Source organism: Pseudomonas sp. TH06, assembly GCF_016651305.1.
Lineage (GTDB): Bacteria > Pseudomonadota > Gammaproteobacteria > Pseudomonadales > Pseudomonadaceae > Aquipseudomonas.
This window is the reverse complement of sequence record NZ_JAEKEC010000001.1, coordinates 4,203,488-4,229,061: the sequence shown is the minus strand read 5'-3', so window position 1 is coordinate 4,229,061 and position 25,574 is coordinate 4,203,488. Positions and strand designations below refer to the sequence as shown.

Genomic DNA, 25,574 nt, shown 5'->3' with positions numbered 1-25,574 from the left:
CATGCAGGACCGAGCCTCTATTTATCGGATTTGATATTGGTCCAGACTCGGGTGCGTACGCGCTCAAGCTTCTGCGGCAAGGGCTGGACGACGTAAAGGTTTTTCAGCGCTTCGGGGGTCGGTGTCAGGTTTGGATTGCCGGTGATTTCCTTGTTGATCAACGGCATCGAATCCTTGTTCGCGTTCGGGTAGCCGAGGAAGTCGCTGATCGGCGCGATGACTTTCGGATCGAGCAGGTTGTTGAGGAACTCATGGGCCTCGGCGACGTTCTTCGCGCTTTTCGGAATGGCGAAGGTGTCGAACCAGATCGGCGCGCCTTCCTTCGGCAAGCGCCAGTCGACCACCACGCCGTTGCCCGCTTCTTTGGCGCGGTTGCCGAACTGGTAGAAGCTGCCGGAGTAACCGATGGCCACGCAGATATCGCCATTGGCGATGTCAGTCATGTATTTGGCCGAGTTGAAGTAGGTCACGTACGGACGAACCTTGAGCATCAACGCCTTGGCTTTTTCATAGTCGGCAGGGTTTTGGCTATTCGGGTCGAGGCCGAGATAATGCAGGGCCAGCGGCAAGATTTCCGAGGGCGAATCGAGCATTGCCACGCCGCAGGATTTCAGTTTCTCCATATTTTCCGGCTTGAACACCAGATCCCAACTGTCTACTGGCGCGTTGTCACCCAGTGCAGCCTTGACCTTGGCCGGGTTGAAGCCGATCAGCACGGTACCGACCATGTAGGGCACGCCGTACTGGTTGCCGGGGTCGTTCTTGTCCAGCAGCTTGAGCAGCTCCGGATCCTGGTGACTCCAGTTGGGCAACTTGGACTTGTCGAGTTTCTGGAACACACCGGCCTTGATCTGCGTATCGAGGAATTGGTTCGACGGCACCACCAGGTCGTAACCGGAGTTGCCGGTCAGCAGTTTGGCTTCCAGGGATTCATTGGTGTCGAAGGTATCCCAGGTCACTTTGATGTTGGTTTTCGCGGCGAAATCCTTGGGCACGGACGGCAGGATGTAATCCGCCCAGTTGTACACCCGCAGTTCGCGCTGCTCGGCGTGTACGGCGCTGGCCAGCAGCGTCAGCCCACACACGGTGGCACCCAGAATGCGTTTCATCGTGACCATGGTTGTTTCCCCAAAAAGCGGCGTGAGTTCGATGGTTTTTATGTTCTGTACACGGCAGCGGCGTTAAAGGTAGCCGAGGGCAAAAAGGTCTGGCATCTCGTTATGGCTTTGATTCTTGCTGACCGCGCAGACGGATCACAGTGGGGGATTGGCCAAAAGGGGATCGATGTGGCCAATAGTAGTGAGGGGATTTATCCCCGATGGGTTGCGAAGCGGCCCCCTCAATCCAAAGGACACCGCATTCGCAGATTTCACGACTGCTTCGCAGCCGGTCGGGGATAAATCCCCTCGCCACGGCCCAACCGTGCAGCCCTGCTTTGCTCGGTCTGGCCGCGCGTTGCCAGGCAGTAATACAGCGGAACGGTCACCACCAGGCCGACCAGCCACGACAGATCCGCACCATCGACCAGGTTGGCGTAAGGCCCGACGTACAGCGAGGTATTGGCGAACGGCAGCTGCACGATGATGCCGATGAAATAGGCAATGATCGCGTGCAGATTGAAGCGCCCGTAAATCCCGCCGTCGGCGCGGAAGATCGAAGTGATGTCGTAGTCGCCGCGCTTGATCAGGTAAAAGTCGATCAGGTTGATCGACGCCCACGGCACCAAGACCAGCAACAGCGCAAGAATCAATCCGATGAACTCGGAAATGAAATCCGCCGACGCCCCGAGCGCCACCACACAGCAACCGGCCAGCACCACGCTCGACAACATCACACGCACCTTGATGCTCGGCGTCCATTGGCTGGCGAAGGTCTGGATCGAGGTGATGATCGACAGCACCGCGCCGTAGAGATTCAGCGCGTTGTGGCTGATGATATTCAGCAGGAACAACACCATCAGAATTGGCCCCAACCACCCCGTCGACTGCTTGACCGCGACCATCGCTTCGGTGCCTTCCGGCGTCGCCAGCACGGCGACCGCGCCGAAACTGAACGACAGAATCGTCCCCAGCGTCGCGCCCAGATAAGTCGCCCAGAACGGCTTGGCAATGCCGATATCCGCCGGCAGATAGCGCGAATAATCGGACACGTACGGCGAGAAGCTGATCTGCCAGATGATCCCCAACGATACCGTCGCCAGCCAGCCGGACAGGTTGAAACTGCCGCGAGTCAGAAAGTCGGCCGGCAAGTCATGGGCGAAAATGTAGATGAACCCGGCCAGCAACGCACTGCCCATCACCCAGGTGCCGATGCGATTCAGCGTATGGATGAAGTTGTAGCCAATCACGCCGATCGCCGTAGCGGCCAGCGCGCCGATCAGGATGCTCAACGGCGCAGGCACTGAAGGCGCAATGCCGACGATGGATTTACCCGCCAGCACGATGTTGGAAATGAAGAAACCGATGTAGATGATCGCCGCAAAGAACACGATCAACAGCGCGCCGTAACGCCCGAACTGGCCACGGCTCTGAACCATTTGCGGAATGCCCATGCGCGGGCCTTGCGCCGACGCCAGAGCGATCACCACCCCACCGATCATGTGCCCCAGCGCAATCGCCAGCAGCCCCCAAAGCAAATCAAGATGGAACACCTGAACCACCATGGCGCCGGTGACGATGGGCAGTGGCGCAATGTTGGTGCTGAACCAAAGAGTGAAAAGGTCGCGGGCCTTCCCGTGGCGTTCCGCGAGTGGGACGTAGTCGACCGTGTGATTCTCGATCAACGGATCTTGCCGGGACATCTGGGACATATGCATGAACTCGAGTTTGTCTGTTCTTATCGTTGTATGAAGCCAAACCGGGGGGACTTTCGGGCCGCCCCTCAGATGCCGACCATATTATGGTATTCCAAACATTTCACAAGACTGATCCGTAGTTTACGACGCCATCTGATACGCCATCCTCGCTGATACCGCGGCTCGCCTGCCAGCCGAAAGCCCCATAAACACTGAGTTTCCGACGAACGCGGTACGTTTATCGGTTCAGCTTAAAAGCCCTTGCAAAGATAAAATAGTGGTATACCATCAGACCAACAAACACATAAAAACAGCGTCACAACACCCGAGGATCGTCCAATGATCGATGCGGCCATCTATAAACAAGTCATGGGTTCGTTCCCGTCCGGCGTCACCGTGATCACCACCCTGGATGACGACGGACAGATCGTCGGCCTGACCGCCAGCGCTTTCAGTTCGCTGTCGATGGACCCGGCCCTGGTGCTGTTCTGCCCCAACTACAGTTCCGACTCCTATCCTGTCCTGATCAAGAACAAGCGTTTTGCGATTCACGTCCTGTCCGGCGGCCAGCAAAGCGAAGCCTACGCCTTCGCCCGTAAAGGCAAGGACAAGGCGCAAGGCATTGAGTGGACGTTGAGCGCGTTGGGCAACCCGATCCTGGCCAATGCAACGGCTATCATCGAGTGTGAGTTGTGGCGCGAATATGAAGGCGGCGACCACGCCATCATGGTCGGCGCGGTGAAGAACCTCATCGTTCCCGAACAGATATCCGGGCCGCTGGTGTACTGCCACGGCAAGATGGGCGCCCTGCCCGTCCTGGCCTGATCGTCAGATCCGCACAAATCAACTGTAGGAGTGAGCCTGCTCGCGATAGCGATTTATCCGATGTCGATGTGTTTTCTGACACACCGCCATCGCGAGCAGGCTCGCTCCTACAAGTTTTGTAGCCTCAACAACAAAAGATCCGAGGAAGCGTCATGAAATTTTCCCTGTTCATCCACATGGAACGCTGGGACGAAAGCATCAGCCACCGCCAACTGTTCGAAGACCTCACCGAACTGACCCTGATGGCCGAGGCCGGCGGTTTCAGCACCGTGTGGATCGGCGAACACCACGCCATGGAATACACCATCTCGCCGAGCCCGATGCCGCTGCTCGCCTACCTCGCCGCGAAAACCACCACCATCCACCTCGGCGCCGGCACCATCATCGCGCCGTTCTGGCATCCGCTGCGGGTCGCGGGCGAATGCGCGTTGCTCGACGTCATCAGCAACGGCCGCATGGAAGTCGGCCTCGCCCGTGGCGCCTACCAAGTTGAATTCGATCGCATGGCCGGCGGCATGCCTGCCTCATCCGGCGGCCAGGCCCTGCGCGAAATGGTCCCGGTGGTCCGCGCCCTGTGGCAAGGCGACTACGCCCACGACGGCGATATCTGGAAATTCCCCACCTCCACCAGCGTGCCAAAACCGATTCAGCAGCCGAATCCGCCAATGTGGATCGCCGCCCGCGACCCGGATTCGCACAACTTCGCCGTGGCCAACGGCTGCAACGTGATGGTCACGCCGCTGATGAAGGGCGACGAAGAAGTTCTCGACCTGAAGAACAAATTCCAGACTGCGCTGGACAACAATCCCGACGTACCGCGCCCACAACTGATGGTGCTGCGTCATACCCACGTGCACACGGCTGATGATCCGGAGGGCTGGAAAATCGGCGCGAAAGCCATCTCACGTTTCTATCGCACGTTCGATGCGTGGTTTGGTAACAAGGAGACGCCGGTCAACGGCTTCCTCGCGCCAAGCCCGGAAGAGAAGTTTGCCGGGCGTCCGGAGTTCGAGCTGGAGAGCCTGCATAAGACGGCGATGATTGGTACGCCGGAAGAGATTATTCCGCGGATCAAGTATTACCAGGAATTGGGGGTGGATGAGTTCAGTTTCTGGTGTGATAACAGCTTGCCGCATGAGGAGAAGAAGAAGTCGCTGGAGCTGTTTATCAAGCATGTGGTGCCGGCGTTTCGTTGAAAACCGTGTACTTGAGGCGCAATAAAAAGGGGCGAATTCATCGATATGAATTCGCCCCTTTTTGCACTTGTCAGCGAGTGAAAAACTAACCCTGAACGGAGCCTTTTCGACTCCTGCGCAGCTGCTTCAACGTGAAACGCAATTTGCGCACCCCATGAGCAATGCGCGGAAACAGCAATGTCCAGCGAGGATGCACCACCACCCCGCAATCACGGCTGTCTTGTCGAGTCATCGAAGTGATCTGCTGCGGCAACGGCACACCGTACTTGATGCACTTGGTGATCAGTGCATCGACATTGCGCTCCATGAAATTCAACGCCACTTCACGTCCGGCATTGAACGAGCCGACATGTTTCTTCAACGCTGCCAAGGTGTCGCGATACGCGGCATAACTGCCCATCACGTACTCGACATCCTTATGGCTTTGCGTCAGCGAGCCGCTCCTGACCCGTTGAAAGTAATAGTCCGCCGCGGTGGCAAACGTGGCTTGGCTGTGCAGATAAATGTTCATGCTGAACACATGATCTTCGTGAGCGCGCCCTTCCAGCCGCACCGCGAAACGCTCGCACACCGAACGCTTGAAAATGTATTGCCACGTCGCCGCGTGATACTTGCCGGACAGAATCAGGTCCTCCAGCAACTCGCGTCCGGCATCGAACCAGCCATTGCGACTGGCAGCGGTGTTACGTCGCAAGAATTGCTTCTGGCCGTCCACTTCAGTGTACGAACGCTTGGAAAAATAGAACAACTCCAGCGCCGCGTTGGCCTGAACCTGCTCCACCAACGTACTGAACAGCTCAGGGCTGACGACATCGTCCGGATCGCAGAAGAACACATACTCCCCGCTCGCCAGCGCCAGGCCGTTGCGCCGTGCTGCACCCACACCCTGATTATCCTGGGTCACCACTTTGACTTCCGCACGATGACCAAAGCCTTCCTCAATGACGCCAAGTGTGCCGTCGGTCGAGCCGTCGTTGATCAGGATGATTTCATGCAACGGCACGGGCTGGTTGATCAGCGAATCGAGCGTTTCAGCGATGTAGGACTCAACGTTGTACGTGGGAATGACGACGGAGATTTTCGGAACAGACACGTTGTTGAGCACCTGAAATGACGGCGTAGGCCGATAACGGGAATTATTGAGGCAAGGTTGACGTGCGGAGAACGCAGGAAGGCACGTTTAAACGACCCACGGCAAAGCGATGCCAAAATGATGGCGCATCATAAATGGTCACCGTTGGGGCGTCAAAGAGCGCGAGTAGCGTTACTGCGACATTTCGTTGCCGAAGTCACTGTTTACGTATAAATGACGAGCGATAAACGACGTGCCGGTCATGTTGTAAAATACCGACTGGTGTGAATCGCACCTAACTTTTAATAACGGATCCACTTTCCTGTAGGAATTAATTTCGGCGCATTCGGATCAACCAAATAAAGCCATTCTGGCTCATGCCATACCGTACCGATCAAAACACCTAGCGTATCTGGATGATCGGGCATTGCGCCTGAATGTATAGCGCCTATGTAACTGTTTTCGCCATAAGGATTGTGCATCTGAAATCGCAAAGTACCATCCGCATTAAAAATCGCTGCATTGCTCGGATATCCGAAAAACCAAGAATTCTCTGAACCACTAAAGTTGTAAGGCTCTTTTTCAAAAACCACAAAAACCCCGGTTCTATCTGGCAATATATTTAGCACCTCTTGTATTGAAACATCAACCTCCACACCATTATCCAGCACCAAATACTGCCGACGCCTTACTACACAACGTCCTTTTGAATCGTGAATATATTGTTTTATATCTTCAAAACTAGTGCCTCCTCCATCCCAAGCATCAAAGCGTTCAAAAACGACACCATTGTCCAGCTCTACAACCGTTACAACCTTATCTATTAAGGCTTTCACTTTAGCGTACTCACTGCGGTCTAGCCTCCCTCACAAAGCTTTTACAAAAAAGTAAAATAGGGAGAGTTTTATTTTTTCAGAAGAATATCAAAGTCAATTCATGCTTCACTCGACATTCAGTAACGAATCCACTTCCCTGTAGGAATCAATTTCGGCGTTTCAGGATCAACCAAATAAAGCCATTCTGGATCATGTCCTACCGTACCGATTAATACACCTAACGTATCTGGATGCTCGGGCATCGCACCTGTGTGTATAGCGCCTATGTAACTGCCTTTTCCATCGGGGTTGTACAACTGAAAACGCAATGTTCCATCACCGTTGAAGATAGCAGCATTGTGAGGGCACACAAAAAACCAAGGTGCTTCAGCAGAGCTAAACCTGTGCGGCTTTTCCTTAAACACCACCAGTACCCCAGTCCTATCAGGCAATATGTATGGGATACCAGCAGCGAAAAATACAACCTCTGAACCACTATCTAAAACTATATAGGTTTTTTTCTCTACAACCTCACTCACATCCACATGTTTAACTTGCGCCATTTCGACTTCAAAAGCGGTTCTCCCGCCCTGCCAATCACAATAGCGCTCAAAAACTGTTCCATCAGCATGCACCACCTCAGTCCTTATACATTCTACAAGATCAATCATTTCATCGACTTCAAACTGTAAAAAACGGCGAAAAAAATGGGACGGATTTATTTTCAGACACATTCATCAAAAAACCAGCCCACTTCCACTCGATATTCAATAGCGAATCCACTTCCCTGTAGAAATTAGTTCCGAAGCATCAGGATCAACCAAATAAAGCCATTCTGGCTCATGCCCTACCGTACCGATCAAAACACCTAGCGCATTTGGATGTTCGGGCATTGCGCCGGAATGTATGTCACCTATGTAGCTGTTCTCTCCATAAGGATTATGCAACTGAAAACGTAAAGTACCATCCGCATTATAAATCGCTGCATTGTTAGGATACCCGAAAAACCATGGGGTTTCGCGACTACTAAGCTTGTAAGGCTCCTGACCAAACACCACCAGAACACCGGTTCTATCCGGCAGAATAATAATCGACTCATTTATGGGCATTTCAACTTCAACACCACTATCTAAAACCAAAGCCTGTCGCACACTGATCACTTTGTGCTCTTGAGCGTAAATCATATTTCTTTTTCGTTCTTCAAAGCTCGTACACACGCCATCCCAACGAATAAACTCATGAAATGTGTGCCCACCTTCATATTCGTCCGTTAACAGAACTTCACAAATTAAATCGTTCATTCTAGCGAGCTCACCGACTTCAGAGAAAAAAGGGGAAAGACCACGTTTTCGGAGTATTTTCTTAACGTGGTCAGTATCTATTTACCCTCTCAACATCATCTCAAAATGTAGCAGCATACTCATCAAACTAATATTCTACACCAAGTATTCTCTGACTTTCATAACCAGCAAAAATCAGGGTTAATCTCACAAGTCATACCAGCAGAAACAAGAGTATTTCTAACCTGCAAAACCTTCTCTGCATGACCGACGAACACCAGAGCAAATTCTCGCTGGAGAGTAGTTCTGGAAGACAATAAATTACGGCCTGCAACTTCAGGGGGAAAACGGGGACAGACCACGTTTTCGGAGTACTTTCTAAACGTGGTCTGTCCCCATTTATTCTCCCAAGCATCACTACTCGCGTCATAGTATCTGTACAGATCAGCATCAGGCCAAACCTTATCGTATGCCGTCAGCACACCTCGCCACGTTATCGGGGTGCTTTTAAACGTGGTCAGTCTCCTTTATCTCCCATAAAAAATAAACCCGCCCCCCTTTTCAGCCCTCGCTCCATAAATTCAACTTTTAGACTTCGCCACCAAGGTCACTTTCCACAATCGACCATTTTCAGAAAACTCCATCCGCAAGTCATGCGTAGGTAGCTCATATTTACTCCACTGGTGAATCAGGCCAATCAACATATCGACCTTGGCTGGCCCACCCTTGTCGGCAGGACCTAATTCTCTCACGACATCTTGACCTACCCAAGCTTGAGCCACGCGATCAAGCACATCTGCACTGTACGCCGAATAACCCTCGTGAGGCTGCACAAAAAAATGGATATGATTTAATTTCCCTGAGCAAAACCCAAACTCCAACCCGGATCTTATAAACTTATAAAATACTGTTTTCCCATCCGGATCATTATAGCTGTCCGGCGTTTCGGAAACAGTTGGCGGTTCTTGAACTTTCCTCCAGAGATCTATAACAACCGGCCCATGCTCATCCTGCCCAAGAGATTGAACACAGTCAGACCATAACTTCATTATTTAATAACTCCCGCTGCACGATTTCGATCCACGGTTTTCTGAATTGTCTCATCTACGAGTTTTGAGTCATATCCTTGGTTATTGAGATTTTCTCGCAGTGCATTTGTGTCGCGGCACACTGCTCCGCACAGATCCGTCGCATCTTGTTGAACCCGCTCCCGAGTATTTTTAGAAAAACGGGGACAGAACACGCTTTCGGAGTGCTTTCTAAACGTGGTCTGTCCCCATTTACCCACTTCTATCCCCTCTCAAGAAGCCCACTGGGTTTTCTCGGGAAACTCGCCTTTTACGAAGAGCCGAGCGAGCTTCATGCCCGCTCTCTCCGACCACTTTCCGCTTACATCCAACGGGCACTCCTTTATGACGATTATAGTTTCCTTTATTTTATCTAGCCGTATCAGACCTATATAGCTGCCCCGACCAAACGTGTATTCAACATACTCTTCAGTCTCCACAACCTTGTCCATCTCTATATAAATAGCCACGTACACCTCTCACTCTAACGGGCTTGGATAACGCATCTGTGTTTTATCATGAGAAACACCATAATCCTGTCTAAATATACCCTCGAATCTGGACTCGAAATACTCATGCTTGAACAGTTGGATATCTTCCTGCTTAAAAGTACCACTTTGAAATCTCGACCAGGTTTCTGCGATACCAGCATCAAGATCAAAACGACCTACACTTCCATCACGCATAGTATGCTCCTTGAAGAAAAGGTGATCTTTAACCCGTTCAACTCGAAACTCCAAAACCCCCAAATTTTTCGCAATAGTAGAAACATCATCAGTGGTAGTCCGGATACTTTCGAGGTAAAACGGGGACAGGCCACGGTTTCGGAGTGCTTTCTAAACGTGGTCTGCCCCCATTTATTCATTCGTCCGAAACCAGCCTGCCAGTATCTATCCAGCGACATCACTTTTTCTCCCGCCAAGTAACACTGCAGTTTGCACAGGTGTCAACTATAGCGTTTTCGTAGTTCCACCCTAATCTCTAACGCCACGCGGGGTGGAGGGGGCAACGCACTGTTAAAAATTACCAGCCCAGCCCTTTTACCCCTTCAGATGAACTTCAGAATTTTCAGGTCATGTCGAAACGACTCTAATTCACCGGCAGGCACTCCGGCCAAAATATTATCAATTCCATTTTTGGTTATTTGCTTTTCAAGCAATTGGCGCGTGCGGGAACACCAATCGTGATGCCATCCACCAGATAGAACCACCAAAATTACCCGCCACATGAAGTTCTCTACCGGGCGTTCAAATACGTTTTCAAATTGATAATCGACATAACCCAGGATCTGCTCATGAGGCCATCCCTTCGTCACCGCATGATCTCGGCATCCCTCGTAATAGCACTCCAGCGCCCATGATTTAAGGGTTTCATACGTAACGCGCTCTTCGTGCAACATCTCAGATTCCTTTTTTCTTGGTTGGACGAATTACACCACCATTATCGAAAATATTGACAGAACGAGGATACGGGGACAGACCACGTTTCAAAGTGCTTTCTAAACGTGGTCTGTCCCCATTTATCTCCCTTCATGAGCAAACTTTCGATCTACCTAATCATTGTGCACACAACCCCCTACTCAATTTGCATCTTTTCACTCTAAAAACTTAATACTAACGGGCTTACATCACCAGAACTTAAAAACTCTTGAAAACAAGAAACAGCAACCCCTATATCTCTTGTAATTAAACGTTCTTGATAGTAACCCCCCAAAACGTCAATCAGTTTTTTTCCAGCTGACGTATTATTAAAGGTACGCACGACGTGCCCCCCATCATTTAGGTATTGATTTAACATCAGAAGATAATTTCCAGAATCAGCATAAAGATTAATTTCGTAAGGCCCAGCTTCAGGTGCAGGGGTAATTGACAACGAAGCGACCCCATCGAATTTACTATACTCAAATAAAATAGATTTAACATCCTCCATAGTCGGCTGATGAACAAGAGGGATTTGCAATCTACCGTGCTCAGGACTAAGCGTATACCCTCCGATTACCATCTATTTCTTCTCCTTAATGGACTTCATACCTGGCTCCCAGTAGTAGTTTTTCGGCAGTCCTGTTTTATCATCTATAGCGCTTACGGTTAAAGAGTAAAAAGGGGACAGGCCACGTTTTCGGAGTGCTTTCTAAACGTGATCCACCCCCATTTACTCTCTCATTATTCGCTTGCAACGAATACTGAACACCACACGCGCCATGGCTAGTGTTAGACAACTAATCCTGATTAGGATTTATAATTATCAAACTCCCAGAAAAATACCTTCCCTAGTTCTACCACGATAGCTTCCCAGGTGTCCCCCTCGCAGCGACTCACACATTCATGAATAAACCCTTTAATAGTCGAAAAATCATATTCTCGAACAATTAATAAACCTCTCCCCCAACGAGGCTCCCACATTGTATCTTCTAGCCACCTTGGAGTGCAGATGAATAGCTCAAAATCATCTGCCCCATGTGCACAATCAAGTCCAATCCGAATACGAAGACTTAAGAAAAATTTTTCTACGCTCTCAGGAATGTAGGTCTCGACATCAAAAACATCACTAGAAATACCTTTTATAACAGCACGCATAATACCTCCTATTGAGGCACGTTCAGATGGCCATTGCTTACTTTACGCGCTGACCTGTTACCGAGGAGAAAACGGAGAAAACGGGGACAGACCACATTTCATGAGATTGTCGATTTTTTCGGCCTTCCCGGGCTACCTCGCTGCACGCGACGACCGATCATTGTCTCGACATCAACAGCAAATTTTGAATCGCCAAAAATATTATTTCCATTGGTCGCGTCACGAATCTGCTCAACCAACTCTGACTCTAAGTCATTTTTGAACAGTTCGCGGTAAGCATCTGCCGGCTGCCCGCCCTGCCCTCCAAGCGCCAAATACTGAGCATGAGGGGTAACAACGTGTGAGTGTTCTGATTGTGCGTTAATACGGTAACTTGACCAGCGATATTGTGCCGGATGAGCTACCATTTTCGCTCTGACTGGATTCATTTCGATGTACCGATAACAGCACAACAAATAGCGTTCACTCTCAACAAGACATGAACGATATCGGCCTTCCCACAAACTTCCGCTACGGCGATACGTACGATTTACATATTGGACGTATCTCTGGCCTACACCTTTCATCAGCAGGCTTGCGCTGTTGGCATTATGAGGACTTACTAACAAATGAACGTGATTAGTCATCAAGCACCACGCATGTATATCGCAATCATTTTTAGAGGCCTGTTCGGCCAAAAGCTCCAAATAAAAAAGGTAGTCTTCCTCGGTAAAAAAACAAGCAGTTCTATTGTTTCCTCGCTGAATCAAGTGCAGTGGTACGCCTGGTATCAAAACTCGGGATCTACGCGGCATCGTTGAATCCTTTCAATTGGTCGAACTGAAAGCTTAGCGGGCCGCAAGGCTAAAATGATGGCAAAATTTTACGTATTGTTTCAGCCAATTAGATTAAACGTGGTCTGCCCCCATTTGTTCCAGGCATCAAAGCGTTCAAAAACGACACCATTGTCCAGCTCTACAACCGTTACAACCTTATCTATTAAGGCTTTCACTTTAGCGTACTCACTGCGGTCTAGCCTCCCTCACAAAGCTTTTACAAAAAAGTAAAATAGGGAGAATTTTATTTTTCCAGAAGAATATCAAAGTCAATTCATGCTTCACTCGACATTCAGTAACGAATCCACTTCCCTGTAGGAATCAATTTCGGCGTTTCAGGATCAACCAAATAAAGCCATTCTGGATCATGTCCTACCGTACCGATTAATACACCTAACGTATTTGGATGCTCAGGCATCGCACCTGAATGTATAGCGCCTATGTAACTTCCTTTGCCATGAGGATTATGTAACTGAAAACGCAACGTGCCATCAGTATTATAGATCGCAGCATTGTGAGGGTATACAAAGAACCATGGTGCGTAAGGAGAGTCTAGCTCGGATGATTCTTCATCAAACACCACCAGCACTCCCGTCCTATCTGGCAGTATGCATGGGATACCAGCAGCAGAAAATATAATTTCTGAGCCTTTATCAGAAACTATATATGTTCTCAGCTCTACAGCCTCGCTCACACGCCTGTACTTAACCTGCGCCATTTCAACTTCAAAATCAGTTCTATGCCCCTGCCAATCGTAGAAGCTCTCAAACACCGATCCATCAGCATGCACTACCTTATTTTTTATACACGCAACTAAATCAATCACTTCAACGCCCTCAAACTATCAACATCAACGTGATAAAACTCAGGATTTGTACGAGGGGTTTTATCCATAAAATTGATCTGGTGTCCTCCGCCCGGGAGACGCATCTCTTGCTCGGCATCCCACATATCACCCGCGGTGCCTTCACGTACGCCTACACCCGGTTTCACGGTAAATTCAACCTTGTACAAATTTCCTGATTTAAATTCTGTAGAAATAGCCAATTTACTTCTGACGTCTTCCATTGTGTTCACTGGAGAGTCTGTTGCCCATCCACCTAAGAAAGATGCAGGATTTTTTTTCTTTAAGTCACTACCCTTTATGGCTTCGTATTGCGTCTGATCGATTACCATCGTCATCGTTCGCGGCTGATCCAATACCTTATCGGTGACGATTGTCCCCTCTTTCCAAGCTGGACGTTGTGTTGCCCAGTAAGGAGGTTTCACACCACCCGCCTGCTCAGTCAATAGCGCATCATTCGCCGTTTTCTGATCATCCACACGCGGCAGACCATCACGATCAGTGACCTGTCCAGCGTTGATATTCTCCGCACGATGCTCTCTCCCCGGAGCAAAGTCACGCTGTCCAGACAGTCCAAAACCTTCTGCATCGCGAGAGGCGTTGAATTCAACTCTAGAGACTTCAGATGTGGCGCCTGTGGCAGTTCCAGTCTTCTTGGGGGCCAAAACCAACGCCCCAGTCCCTTCGAGGTATTTCCCTGCACCTTTGAGCAGTATTAATTCAAGTGCGGCTTTTGCTGCTTCCGTCCCGTAGTCACGAAGCGGATTCACATCACCGGGGTATGTTTCACTGCTGAAGGACGCAAGTACCCTGTCGCCTTGGGTGTATTCGTAAGGTGCAAACAGTCGCCCGGTAGCTTCCCAGCTTTCCAGGAAGGAAGCGGCACCCCCTGCTCCGGACAGTGCCGGCAGAGTGCAACCAACGAAAGTGACGCAAGCAGGGCTTGTCAATACCGCCCCGCTATAACCCAATACAGCGCCCGCCCCGGCGACTATTGCCTGGACGGCATTACCAGAGCGTTGAACGCTTTCTTCATTGCGCACCAAGCCATCGTTGACCTGGTCCCATTTCGAATATTCGTCGAAGGCTCTGGTGGCGAAAAGCGCATCTTGTGCATCCTTGAAGCCTCTGCCATCGGCCTCCAGTGCTGTCAGCGCCTCATAATTGGCTTTGTCATCCGGGTGAACCGAAGCACTGCAATGAACCAGGGCGCAAGCTGCCGCTTTGAGTTGATACGCTTTTTCGGGATTTTCTTTTTGCAGCTTTTCCAGCGCCAAGACTTCTTTTTGATGGAGCTGGCGGTTGTACTGGTCAGCCATCAAAGCGACCCACGATGCCTTGTTGACGTCTCCGCCGGCCAATCCAGCGGCTGTCAAACCGACAATCTGGGAAAACGCCTCGCGCAACTTGGGCAGCGTGTCGAAAGTAGAGTTGAGTGCTCCAGCCATGGCCTGACTGGCGCCTGCGGCCACCGCGCCGGTTTTGAAATCTCCACCGGTTGCGCTGGATATCGCGCCGCCCATCAACGCGTGCAACGCGGTGCGGCCAACGCCGCCCTCGGCCCACATCGCCATACCCGTCGTATCACCCACATCGTGTGCTGCTTGCCAGTGATCCTGGGCGTAGCCCCCGACAAAGTTGAACGCGGTGGCGGCAGCCACATTGCCTGCCTGGGAAATCAGCCCTTCCTTCAGGTTCTCGCTGTAGCTGCCGCCGCTGATCACGGTTTTTATGGCCCCGCCTGCAAGGCCCTGTGCACCCGCATGAACGGCGAATCCACCAATACCTTGAAGAGTATTTAGGTCAAATCCTTTTGTAATATTGTTGAACGGCACCGTGTGGCCGCCGAGTTGTGGATCAATTACACCCTTTGTAACGCCAGCTGTTACACCAGCAATCGCTGCATTTTTCAGGCTGTCCTTACTGAAGGTTTCCTTGACTACGGCACCTAGATTGCCCTTGTTATTGATTGTGCTAACAGCCGCGGTGCTGGCCATGGTTGTCAGCACGCTCGTCGCAATCACATTACCCAGCCCTGCCGCAGCGGCAGCGGTGCCGGCACTCGTTGCCGTTGCCGCAGTCGCTACCGAAGCCGCTGCCATAGTGCCGCCCGCACTGGCGCCCATCGCCGTACTAGCGGAGGCCACCAACGTACTGGCAGCACCGGCCGTCAATACTGTGACAATAATAATGATCGCCAGCATCGCGCCCTGACCCAGGCTCGAACTGCTGTATTTGAACGATTCGTGAGTTTCCTTGATTAGGCGCCAGTCCACGTCACCGCGCTTTTCGGCTTCTTTGAGCCAAGCCAGTTGCGGATCTGCCTTGACCATTGCATCAATGGTCTGGCTGATCGATTTCTGGTTGATCTGTTTGATGTCGATGTTCAGGCCATCAACCGCCTTGATGACCAATTGCCCCTGAGCAACCAGCTCGCTTTGGCGCAGGATCTCGTCGGTTTTGCCTTTGCCCGACATCGAGTTCCAGGACAGGCTGGTATTACTTTTTGTATGGCTCTCTTGATGCAGGTCCTTCACGCCCTCGAACGTAACGGCCCCACCACTGCTGATAATCAGGTCGTTGCCACTAGAGAGCTTGGCCGCCTGGTAATGCTGATCGCCGCCACTGGCGAGCAGCATGCTGCCGCCGGAGGTGATTTCGCTGCTGATGTTTTTCACATCAGTGACTTCGTCATGCTTGGTTTTCTTGCTGCCGAAACTGCCCTTCTTCTTCATGTCATATAGCGAGTAGTCCATATCTTGAGCAGCAAGGACATCGAGACGATCACCTGCTACCAGATAGGCTTCATCGCCAGCAGTGACGCGACTGGACACCACGGCGAGATTTTGCCCAGCGGCCAGCGACACGTCGCCGCCCGCCGTGATTCCCGACATGACCTGACTGACATGATCCTCTTGGCGCTTCTCTTTTTTGTTCCTGGATTTGGAGTGTTCTTCATCCGCCGCCGAACTGATAAGCATGTTCTCAGTTGCCGTCATCGACACATCACGCTTGGCATCGATCTCACTGGCAATCACATTGATATCGCGCTTGGCCTCAGCCTTGAAATCACGCCCGGCCTCGATATCAGCCGCCAGTTGGGTGATGTCGCTTTTGCTCGATCTTGAGCCCAACGAAACGCTGTCGTTAACCTGCACAGACGACACATTTACGTCGCGCCCCGCGTTCAACACCATGTCCTGACCACTTTTCATCACGCCGCCGACGATGTTGATGTCGTTGGCCGCTTTGACGGTCAGGTCGTTGGCCGCCTCGATCCGCGCTGCGTTGTCGGCAAAATCCTGATGCCGGGTGACGGAGCCGTACTGGTCGTCCATCGAGGTGATGGTCCGCTCGTTGATCACATCGCCGGTACGCGTGGTCAGGCTGACGTCCTTGCCGGCAATGATGCCGCCGGCCTTGTTGACGATGCTGTTGGTCGCCAGCAGATCCAGACGGTTGCCCGCCTCGATCGAACCGCTGTTGACCAGATCCTTGCCCGCTGTGGCGGACAGGTTATTGGTCGCTTTCAGAGTCCCGACGTTCTCGAGGTTTTCCCCGGCAATCAGCGTCACATCGTTACCGGCGATCAACGCGCCGGTCGGGCCGAGACGGCCGTTGGCCTGCGCCAGATACACCACTGGCACCAGCACTTTTTCGCCGTTCACTTCGTGCTCTTCGAGCCAGACGATGTCGTGGGTCAGCGCGGCGACTTGCTGCGACGTGAGGCCGACGCCAACCGACAGGTTGAGCGCGTCCTTGCTGGCGACGGCGTTGTTCATCAGGTACTTGAACATGGCCTCGTTGGAGGTCTGGCCATCGAGGAAGGCCTGCCCGGTGCGGGCGGTCACGGCTTGCTGGATCAGGCGCTGTTCGTAGAGACCGTCGCCCAGACGCTTGGCGCTCTGGTCGGGGTTGTAGCCGAGTTTTTCCAGCAGGTAGTCGGAGCTCATGAACGACTTGAGGTCGGTGAGTACCGGGTTGGTTTCGATCAGGTATTTGTGCGGGTTCGATGGCGCGGTGGTGTCTGGCAGGCCAGTGACACGCGTGACCGGGCGGTTGTCGATCGACTCTTTGGCGTCGTTGCCTCGGTCTTTCATCCCAGGGCCAGCGGAACTCACCGGCACATTGACGTCGACAGTGCTGGCGACAGCCTTGACCACACTCGGGTCCCGGTGGAACGTATCCACTGCGCGAGTGCTGTCGGATACCTGAGCCGGAGAATCGATAAACAAGTTGCGCGGCCCGCCGCTGGTGCCAACGACCATGTGGTCCTGAGCATTGACCGCTTCAGTGCCGACAGTCCAGGTTGGCGCAGGACCAGAGTTGCCAGACGATGTAGCGTTGCTGGTGCCTTGGCCGCTCAAACGGAACAAACCGTTTTCACCGGTTGGCAGAGAAAAACCGGGCAAGCTCAGCGGGTTGACTTGTTGCTGAGCGAGGTCAGGCGGCAGTTGGCTGTTGATGTGAACGACTGTGGTGCCGGTGTTTCCGACTTTGGTATCAGCAACTTTATTGGTACCGCCACTTGGGGCGTAGTCCCCGCGGACGACGCTGTTTACTACTTCCCTGGCTGCGTTGATCGAGACGTTGCCGCCTGCCTGAATCACTGCGTTGCGTGAGTTGTTGGTATCAGTTGCACCGGTGCTGTTAACCGGGGTTTCGAGGGCGACGCCTTTCGCGTAGGGGGCCAGTTCACTCGGTATTGCCATCAGATTATTGGGGTCATACTTCGATGGCGTTGAGGTTTCAAAGCCAGCGGTATATCCAGACATGGCCCGGCCATATTTGCGACTACCGACGTTTTCGCCGGTCTCGGCGTCGACGATGACGATGCCATTGCCCACGGTTTTGGCGATCGCTTTACGGATCAGGCCTTCCGGCGCGATGACGTAGTACACAAACGGGAAATCAGGGTTGTTGCGCTGGTTGTACGGCAAGATCACGTTGGCCATGAATTGCGCCGTGGTGCCCGTGCCCATCTCGAAGTTGTACTGGCGCGTGACTTCGACGGTCCCGCTCTTGGCGCCAATGTTCTTCAAGCTGTCGGCGGTGATGGTGATGTTGCCACCCGCCGCTACCGTGCTTTTGCTGTTGAGGAACGTGCCGCCGGTGAACGTAAAATCCTTGCCGACATTGAACATCGCCGAGGCGCTGGTATCGGTATCGAAGAATTGGTAAGTCTCACGAGTGGCGAGGAAGTTGTTGAAGGTACCGCCAACACAGTCGCCACAGCTGGCTGCAATCAACCCGGAAATGAGCTTGCGCTCAACCGACGCCGTCGGCCCTTCAGTGCGGTTCTCAAACACATCGGCACTGAGCGTAAACCCGCCCCCGCTCTCCATCGAGCCGGAAATGTTGTACACCCCCGCTGCTCGCGCCGCGCCGCCATACCCGCCGATCACCACATCGCCCAGACCGTAGAAATCACCGTGCTGGTTGGTCAGCGTGCTGACGCCAAGGGTCATGTTGTTGCCGCTGAAAATCAGCCCGCGATCATTGAGCAGCGAAGGCGTATTGATGATGAGGTTCTGCGCCGCGCCCAAAGTGCCGTAGTTGGCAACACCGCCCGCGTTGATCGTCAGGTCTTCGCTGGAGGTCATGCGCCCGGCGTTGGTGAGCTGCCCGCCGACATTGACGGTCGACGCGGCGCCCACCGCGAAACTGCCGCCCGCCGCGACGTTCATCTGCGCGGCGGAAAGGTAAGCGCCGCGCTGACTGGTCAAGCGGCCGCTGCCGGCATAGGTTCCGCCGATCTGCATATCGAGGAAGCCATCACTGGCGATCAAGCCATCGTTTGTCCAGTTGCCGCCACGGATCTGCAGGTAGTCGGAAGCCAGCAATTTGCCGTTGGACGTCTGGGTGAACTGGCCGACGTTGACGTTCAGGCGACCGGCCTGAATGACGCTGGAGTTGCTCCAGCTGTCGGCGTTGAGCTCCAGCAGCCCACCCGTGACGATGCTGCCGCCAGCGCCGATGACATTGGCGGTGGAGATGTCGAACTTGCCGCGTCCGACGTGGTTGAGTTGCCCGCCGGCGTTGAGGAAACCGCCAACGGCAATGGTCATGTCGGTATTGGCGGTTTCCAGCACGCCGTTGCGGTTGTCGAGCAAACCGCCGATCTGGAACAGGGTCTTGCCGGTATTGCCCAGCGAACGCAGCCGTCCATTCTGGTTATCGACGCTGGCCGCTTTGACGGTCAGTTGGCTATCGCTTTCGATCACGCCCGCGCCGTTGCTCAACGCACCACTGAGGCCGAAGTCGATGCGGTTGGCGGCGATTTGTCCGTTGGTGTTATCCAGACTTGCGCCGATGACGCCCAACAGTCCTTTCGCATAAAGCACACCATTGGCGTTATCCAGCGCCGCAGTGGTAATGCTGCTGTCGCCTGCTTGCGCGGAGATCCGTCCGCCGTTGTTGCTCATGCCCGCCAATGCCGACAGCGTCAGGCTCTGAGCCTGAATGATGCCGCCCTGACGGTTGTTGTTCAGGTCAAAACCGTTGCGCAGAACGCCAACCGTGCGCGCTTCCAATGCACCTTTGATGCTGGAGAGCGTACCGCCGCGGTTGTCGATGTTGGTAGCCTTGATGAAGACGTTGCCGTTTTGCGCGATGACTTTGCCGCTCTGGTTATCGAAGTCGCCGGTGACTTCAAGCGTCAGTGCCTTTTCGCTCTGGATCGAACCTTTGCCGTTGAGCAGGCTGGCCGCGTTCAGCTGAACATCGGCGTTCTTGCTGTAGATCAAGCCGTCAGCATTGTTTTTGACGGTGCCAGTCGCGGTGATTTGCAACTGGTCATTGGCGGCGAGAGTGCCCTTGTTGCTGTTATCCAGCGAGCCGGTGCGCACGTCCAGAGTGCTCTGGCTGGCGAGCTGGCCATTCTGGTTGTGGAGATCGGTCACGCCCTTGATCAGCAGCGCACCAGTACCGGCCAGTTTGCCCGCGTTGTTGTTCAGGTCGCCGCTCAGGTCGAGGGTGATCGCGCCGTTAGCGGCAATCTGACCAGCGCCGTTGTCCAGGCGCGAAGCCGTGACATTGATTGCCTGTTGGGCGTTAACAGCACCGCCGGCATTGGTGAACGCCGTGCTGACGATATCCAGCGCCGCACCACTGGCAATCAGGCCGTTTTGGTTGTTATTGAGTGTGCCACTCAGGGTCAGGGTCTGTCCCGCGCCACTGCTGAGATTGCCTTTGTTGCTGTTGTCGAGGCTGCCTGCCTTGATGTTCAAATTGCCTTGAGCGACTACAGCACCGGCGCCGCTATTGAGCAGCGCGTCTTTAAGGTCGACCGTTATGTCAGAGGACTTGCTGGACAATGTGCCGCCGTCGCGGTTGTCCAGGCTATTCCCGTTGACCGTCAGACCTTGCCAGCCGGAGATCAGGCCTTTCTGGTTAATCAGACCGGTGCCGCGCACCAACAGTTTTTCACCGCTGATGATTTTGCCGGAGGTGTTGTTGAACGCTTGGGCGATCAGGTCAAAACCGAGATTGCTGGAGACTTCACCGCTCTGGTTGTTGAGGTCACGCAGGCGCTTGAGGGTCAGTGGACCTTTGGCGGTGAGCAAACCGTTTTGATTGTCGAGGTCGCCATTGGCCAGATCTACAGTCACGGATTTGTCGCCCATCAGGCGCCCGCCATTCTGGGTCAGCGAGGTCAATTTCAGATCGATGTCACCGCTGGCGGAGACTTCGCCAGCGTTGCTGGAATCGAGGTGCGTGGCAGTCAGCGTCAGGTCGCCATGGCTGTTGATCAAACCACCGTCGCGGTTGTTGAGCTCGGCGCTGTCCATGCGCAGCGACTGCACTGCGCTGATCAGGCCTTTGCCATCGTTGCGCAGCAAGCCATCAACGGTCAGGTCAAAATCACCTCGGCTGACCAGTTTGCCCTCGCTGTTATTCAGACTCGCGGACCGCACATCGATCGACTCAGCGCCGATCAAACCTTTGACGTTGTCCAGCGCCTTGGCGATGCGCAAGGTCAGGCCCTGATTGCTCAAGAGTTTGCCGTTGCTGTTGTCCAGATATTGCGCGGCCAGGGTGAACGCTTCACCGCTGGAAATGATGCCGCCCTGGTTGTTGACGCCGTTGAGTTGCTTGAGCAGCAGCGCACCCGGCGAGTTGATCAGACCGTTCTGGTTGTTCAACTGGCCATTGCTCAGATCGAGGCTCAGGCTGGAGTTGCTGAACAGCTTGCCGCCCTGTTGATCGAGGCCCGCGACCGATGCGATCAGCGCAGCCTGACTGCCAATACTGCCGGCATCGTTGTTGGTGACCTGACCGGCGACGAGACTGAGGGTGTTGGCGCTGCTCAGCGAGCCGGTGCTGTTATCGAAAGCACCGGTAACGACGGTGACCGCACCTTTACCACTGAGCGTGCCTTTCTGGCGGTTATCGAGGCTGCCGCTGGTGAGCACGAGCGCACCGTCGGTGACGATTTTTCCGCCCTGGTTATTGACGCTGCCGGCGCTGTCGAGGGTCAGATCCTCGGCACTGGAAAGACTGCCCTGAGTGTTGGTCAGTTGGGCTGTCTTGACGCCCAATTTGCCCTCACTGCTGACTTTGCCTTGGGTGTTATCGAATGCGCCGCTGAGGGTCAGTTGCAGGTTTTGCTGGCTGAGCAATTCGCCGCCGCTGTTGTTCAACGACTGCCCTTGCAGAGTCAGTAGCGTGCTGGCGCTGATCAGGCCTTTGTTGCGGTTGATCAGTTCATTGACGGTCAGGGTCAACGCGCTGCCGCTGAAGATCTTGCCTGCGTCGCTGTTATCGAGCTTTTTACCCGTCACCAGCAGATTGCCGTTGGTGCTGATTTCGCCGCCACGGTTGTCAAGATCATCGACCGTCAAGGTCAGGTCTTTGCTCGCACCGAGCAAACCCGCCTGACGGTTATCGAGCACATTGGCGTCGACCTGGAGTGCGCCAGTGGCGAGCAGTTTACCTTTCTGGTTATCGAGTTTTCCGGCCTTGACCGTGGCATCGGACTTGCCGGCGATGCTGCCGCTACGGTTATCCAGCGTGTCTGCCGTGAGCGTGAGTTTTGCGTCGGCGATGACTGTACCGAGTTGGTTATCCAAGGTCTTGTCGGTCGTCAGCAGCAAATCGCCACGACTGCTGATCAGGCCTTCGTGGTTGTCGAGGCTGTCGCTATGGATGTCCAGCGATGTGCCGGAAAGACTGCCTTTGAGGTTGTTCAACGCCTGCGCAATACGCAGCGTCAGCCCCTGCTGACTGATCAGTTTGCCGTTGCTGTTGTCCAGGTCATGAGCCGCAATCTCGAACGCTTTCTGACTGGAAATTTCACCGCCCTGGTTGTTTACGCCATTGAGGTTTTTCAGCAACAGCGTGCCGGGAGCGTTGATCAACCCCTTCTGGTTGTTCAACTGGCCGTTGTTCAGATCAAGAATCAGGTTGCTCTTGCTGAACAGTTCGCCGCCTTGCTGATCGAGGCCGGTGACCGACACGTCCAGCGCTTGCTGGCTGGCGATTCGGCCAGCGGCGTTATTGACCTGAGCGGCTTTGAGCTGCAGAGAAGCTTCACTGGTGATCTTCCCGCCCTGACTGTTGTCGAGGTCGGCGGTATCGATCCGGCTGTTGCCTTTGCCGACCAGCAGGCCTTTCTGGCTGTTGTCCAGACGACCGCTGCTGAAGGTCAAAGTGCTGTCGGTGCTGATCGAACCGGCCTGGTTGATCACGGCGCCACGGCTGGTGATCTTCAGAATGCCGGCGCTGCTCAGGCTGCCGGCGCTATTGTCGATGCGTCCGACATTGGCCGTCAGCGTGCCTTCGCTGCTGATGACGCCTTGCGTGTTGATCAAGGCATCGTCGAGGGTAATGACCAGCCCTTTGAGGCTGTCGAAACGACCCGCGCTATTGTCCAGAGAGCTACCGGTGAGAGTCGCTACGCCTTTGGCGTTGATCAGGCCTTTGCTCTGGTTGATCAATTTGGCAACGTTAAGAGCGAGGTCAGTCTCGGCGAGAACTTTGCCTGCCGCACTGTTATCCAGACGCTGGCCCGTAATGTTCAGCAACAGGCTGCTGGAGATTTCGCCGCTGCGATTGTCGATTTCCTCGACATTCAAAGTCAGCGCTTTTTTAGCGCCCACCATGCCGCCGTTGCGGTTATCGAGGGCCTTGCCGCTGAGGTTCAGGTTGCCCTGCGCGACCAGTGCACCACCCTGCTGCTGCAACACGCCGATGGTTGCGCTGAGGTCACTCTGACTGGAGATTCGGCCCGCGGCGTTTTGTACCTCACTGGCGTTCAAGCTGACCGGGCCAACTGCGCTGACCAGACCGCCGCGGTTGTCCAGACGCGTGCCTGTATAGGCGATACCGGCCTTGCCGCTGACCACGCCTTTGTCGCGGTTGTCCACACGGTCGACGTTTACCGCCAGTTGCTGGTCAGCCTGAATCACGCCGCCCCGGTTATCCGCGGTATCGCCGCGCAGTGCCAAAGTGCTTTTGCCGATGACTTTTCCCGCACGATTGTCGAGGCTGCCAATTTGCCCGTCGATGGCACCCTTGGCGGTGATTTCACCTTTGTCGCGATTGTCGAGCAAACCGCTGACGCGCAAAGTCATACCGCCATCGCTGACCACTACACCGCTCTCGCGGTTATCCAGGCTGGCCCCTTTGAAAGTGACTGATTGGCCGGAACCGAGCACACCGTTACGGTTATCGAGGGCACCACGAAGGTCGATGCTCAGCCCCAGATCGCCGAGGATCTGCCCGCCACGGTTATTCACCGTACCGGCAGTCACATGAGTCATGCCGCCGCTGGAAATTTCGCCGCTCTGGTTGTTCAGGGTTTGCGCGGTATTGACCGTCAGATTGCGGCTGGCGGTCAGGTTTTTTCCGCTGTTGTCGAGGCTCTGCGCGCTCAGGCTCAGATCACCGCTGGCGTTACGGCCGCCGTCGGCATTGACGCCTGCGTCGATAGCACCAGCATTGGTCAACTGGCCGCCGGCACTGAGATTGATACTGTCACGGGCGGCGAGGGTCTGGCGGTTGGTCAGGTTGCCCTGGGTCTGCACGTTCAGTGCGGTGCCGGCGTAGACCGGGCCGCGCGTTTCGAGGCTGGCGGCTTTGACGTTGACTGCGCCGGTGGCCGAGGTATCGGCGAGGCTCAGTTGACCATTGGCATCGAGCTGAATGTCGCCGCCGCTGGCAATCAGTTTGCCGTCGAGCTTCACCCCGACCCCGGCCTCGGTGCCGACCAGCTTGATCGCCCCGGCGTACATGCCACCCAGCGCCGAGGAGTCGATGGCCAGTTGCGGTTTGGCGCTGCCGTCATCGGCGCGGGCGGTGGCGTTCAAAGTCTGCGCGTTGACGTCGTTGCGCCCGGCGACGATCGTCAGATTCTGCGCCTGAAGCTGTGCGTTGATCTTTGCGCTGCGGGTGATGATTTCGAAGCGATCAACGTTGCTCGCGTTGAGTCCCGCGCCCTCGATGGCGACAGAACCCTGATCAACCTGGAAGCGATCCAGTCGACCGTTGTCGAGCACCGGTTTACCGGTGCTCAACGTCACCCTTGGCGCGTTGATGAAGCCACAACCATTACAAGTGATGCCATAAGGGTTGGCGACGATCACGCGTGCCGACTGCCCCGCCACCTCGGTGTAGCCACGTAGCTGGCTCGGGTTGCCGCTGATGACTTCGTTGAGAATCGTCTGCGCCGAACCGCTGTTTTTCAGGTTCGGGTTGTCGATGATGTGCCCGCCCAGCTGCGTGAGATTATTCTGGCTGGAGCCGTTGTTGAGGATCAGCCCCTGCGCGCCGACGTTGTAATCATGAAACTGGTTATGCGACAGCCCGCTGCCATTGGGCGTGGCGATGTTGATGATCGGCACGCCATTGCCGGCGCGATCCAGCGAGGTGTTCGGGTTGGCCACCACGATGCCGTCGGCCTGCGCCCACATCGGTTGCCAGAACATGACGTTCGCCAAGAGAAACGCCAACCCGCGCTTGGGCATGCCCAGAAAGTGCTCGCGGTTTTTTTCGGCAGCAGCAGGCTGACCAGCAAGAAAGGCGTATTGGCGAACGTCCATGTTTAAAATCTCTTTACAGCGAGCAGGGAATCGGAATTGAAGAGAGGCGCGGCACTCCCGCCGACAGGCACACGCTTTGGCGCCGATCAGAAGAAATAGTCGTTACGAGGAAGATAGTGGCGCACTGATATCAAATAAGCAGCGCGATATTAGATGGCCACTATTTTGGCGTCAATTAATGGATGCATCGCCCATGCATTGCCGACGAATGGCCAAGGTGAAATTCAGCGATCCGTCAGCAGCCCCGCG

Annotated in this window: 17 protein-coding genes; 2 read left to right on the top strand and 15 right to left on the bottom strand. The window is 54.1% G+C overall.

Annotation, left to right across the window (positions count from 1 at the left end):
* Positions 1-17: 17 nt before the first annotated feature.
* Together JFT86_RS19040 and JFT86_RS19035 are read right to left on the bottom strand one after the other, a co-directional pair.
* A complete protein-coding gene (locus JFT86_RS19040) occupies positions 18-1,118 on the bottom strand; it encodes a polyamine ABC transporter substrate-binding protein (protein WP_201237856.1) in 1,101 nt (366 codons plus the stop codon).
* Positions 1,119-1,369: 251 nt separating this feature from the next.
* Positions 1,370-2,809, bottom strand: a complete 1,440-nt coding sequence (locus tag JFT86_RS19035; protein WP_201237855.1) for a cytosine permease — start codon at positions 2,807-2,809, stop codon at positions 1,370-1,372.
* 324 nt (positions 2,810-3,133) lie between these two features.
* Between JFT86_RS19035 and JFT86_RS19030 the strand changes: the two genes are divergently transcribed.
* Both JFT86_RS19030 and JFT86_RS19025 read left to right on the top strand, forming a co-directional pair.
* The gene (locus JFT86_RS19030) at positions 3,134-3,619 is read left to right on the top strand and encodes a flavin reductase family protein (protein WP_201237853.1); all 486 of its coding nucleotides are present in this window, start codon (positions 3,134-3,136) and stop codon (positions 3,617-3,619) included.
* Positions 3,620-3,771: 152 nt separating this feature from the next.
* Positions 3,772-4,815, top strand: coding sequence for an LLM class flavin-dependent oxidoreductase (locus JFT86_RS19025; RefSeq protein ID WP_201237852.1), 1,044 nt, complete (start codon positions 3,772-3,774; stop codon positions 4,813-4,815).
* A gap of 85 nt (positions 4,816-4,900) precedes the next feature.
* On the opposite strand, the gene JFT86_RS19020 is transcribed toward JFT86_RS19025, so the two are convergent.
* The 13 genes from JFT86_RS19020 to JFT86_RS18965 all read right to left on the bottom strand — a co-directional run bounded on the left by JFT86_RS19020 (position 4,901) and on the right by JFT86_RS18965 (position 25,325).
* Positions 4,901-5,908: a glycosyltransferase family 2 protein gene (locus JFT86_RS19020; protein WP_201232785.1), complete on the bottom strand. Its 1,008-nt coding sequence runs from the start codon at positions 5,906-5,908 to the stop codon at positions 4,901-4,903.
* Positions 5,909-6,189: 281 nt separating this feature from the next.
* Complete coding sequence (locus JFT86_RS19015) at positions 6,190-6,723, bottom strand: hypothetical protein (protein ID WP_201232786.1); 534 nt, start codon at positions 6,721-6,723, stop codon at positions 6,190-6,192.
* 116 nt (positions 6,724-6,839) lie between these two features.
* The gene (locus JFT86_RS19010) at positions 6,840-7,436 is read right to left on the bottom strand and encodes a hypothetical protein (RefSeq protein WP_201232787.1); all 597 of its coding nucleotides are present in this window, start codon (positions 7,434-7,436) and stop codon (positions 6,840-6,842) included.
* 33 nt (positions 7,437-7,469) lie between these two features.
* Positions 7,470-8,003, bottom strand: a complete 534-nt coding sequence (locus tag JFT86_RS19005) for a hypothetical protein (RefSeq protein ID WP_201232788.1) — start codon at positions 8,001-8,003, stop codon at positions 7,470-7,472.
* 560 nt (positions 8,004-8,563) lie between these two features.
* Positions 8,564-9,031 (bottom strand): hypothetical protein, encoded by a 468-nt coding sequence (locus JFT86_RS19000; protein WP_201232789.1) that lies wholly within the window; start codon positions 9,029-9,031, stop codon positions 8,564-8,566.
* 251 nt (positions 9,032-9,282) lie between these two features.
* Positions 9,283-9,519 (bottom strand): hypothetical protein, encoded by a 237-nt coding sequence (locus JFT86_RS29150; RefSeq protein ID WP_201232790.1) that lies wholly within the window; start codon positions 9,517-9,519, stop codon positions 9,283-9,285.
* Between the two features lie 9 nt (positions 9,520-9,528).
* Entirely contained in the window at positions 9,529-9,735 is a 207-nt protein-coding gene (locus JFT86_RS18995; protein WP_201232791.1) for a hypothetical protein, read from the bottom strand.
* Between the two features lie 362 nt (positions 9,736-10,097).
* Positions 10,098-10,448: a hypothetical protein gene (locus JFT86_RS18990; RefSeq protein ID WP_201232792.1), complete on the bottom strand. Its 351-nt coding sequence runs from the start codon at positions 10,446-10,448 to the stop codon at positions 10,098-10,100.
* Between the two features lie 200 nt (positions 10,449-10,648).
* A complete protein-coding gene (locus tag JFT86_RS18985; RefSeq protein WP_201237851.1) occupies positions 10,649-11,050 on the bottom strand; it encodes a hypothetical protein in 402 nt (133 codons plus the stop codon).
* 227 nt (positions 11,051-11,277) lie between these two features.
* The gene (locus JFT86_RS18980; protein WP_201232793.1) at positions 11,278-11,625 is read right to left on the bottom strand and encodes an Imm8 family immunity protein; all 348 of its coding nucleotides are present in this window, start codon (positions 11,623-11,625) and stop codon (positions 11,278-11,280) included.
* Positions 11,626-11,723: 98 nt separating this feature from the next.
* On the bottom strand, positions 11,724-12,419 hold the full coding sequence (locus JFT86_RS18975) for a transposase (RefSeq protein WP_201232794.1): 696 nt from the start codon (positions 12,417-12,419) through the stop codon (positions 11,724-11,726).
* Between the two features lie 313 nt (positions 12,420-12,732).
* Positions 12,733-13,266: a hypothetical protein gene (locus tag JFT86_RS18970; protein ID WP_201232795.1), complete on the bottom strand. Its 534-nt coding sequence runs from the start codon at positions 13,264-13,266 to the stop codon at positions 12,733-12,735.
* On the bottom strand, positions 13,263-25,325 hold the full coding sequence (locus tag JFT86_RS18965) for a filamentous hemagglutinin N-terminal domain-containing protein (RefSeq protein ID WP_201237850.1): 12,063 nt from the start codon (positions 25,323-25,325) through the stop codon (positions 13,263-13,265). The genes JFT86_RS18970 and JFT86_RS18965 overlap by 4 nt, the downstream gene beginning before the upstream one ends.
* Positions 25,326-25,574 lie beyond the last annotated feature (249 nt).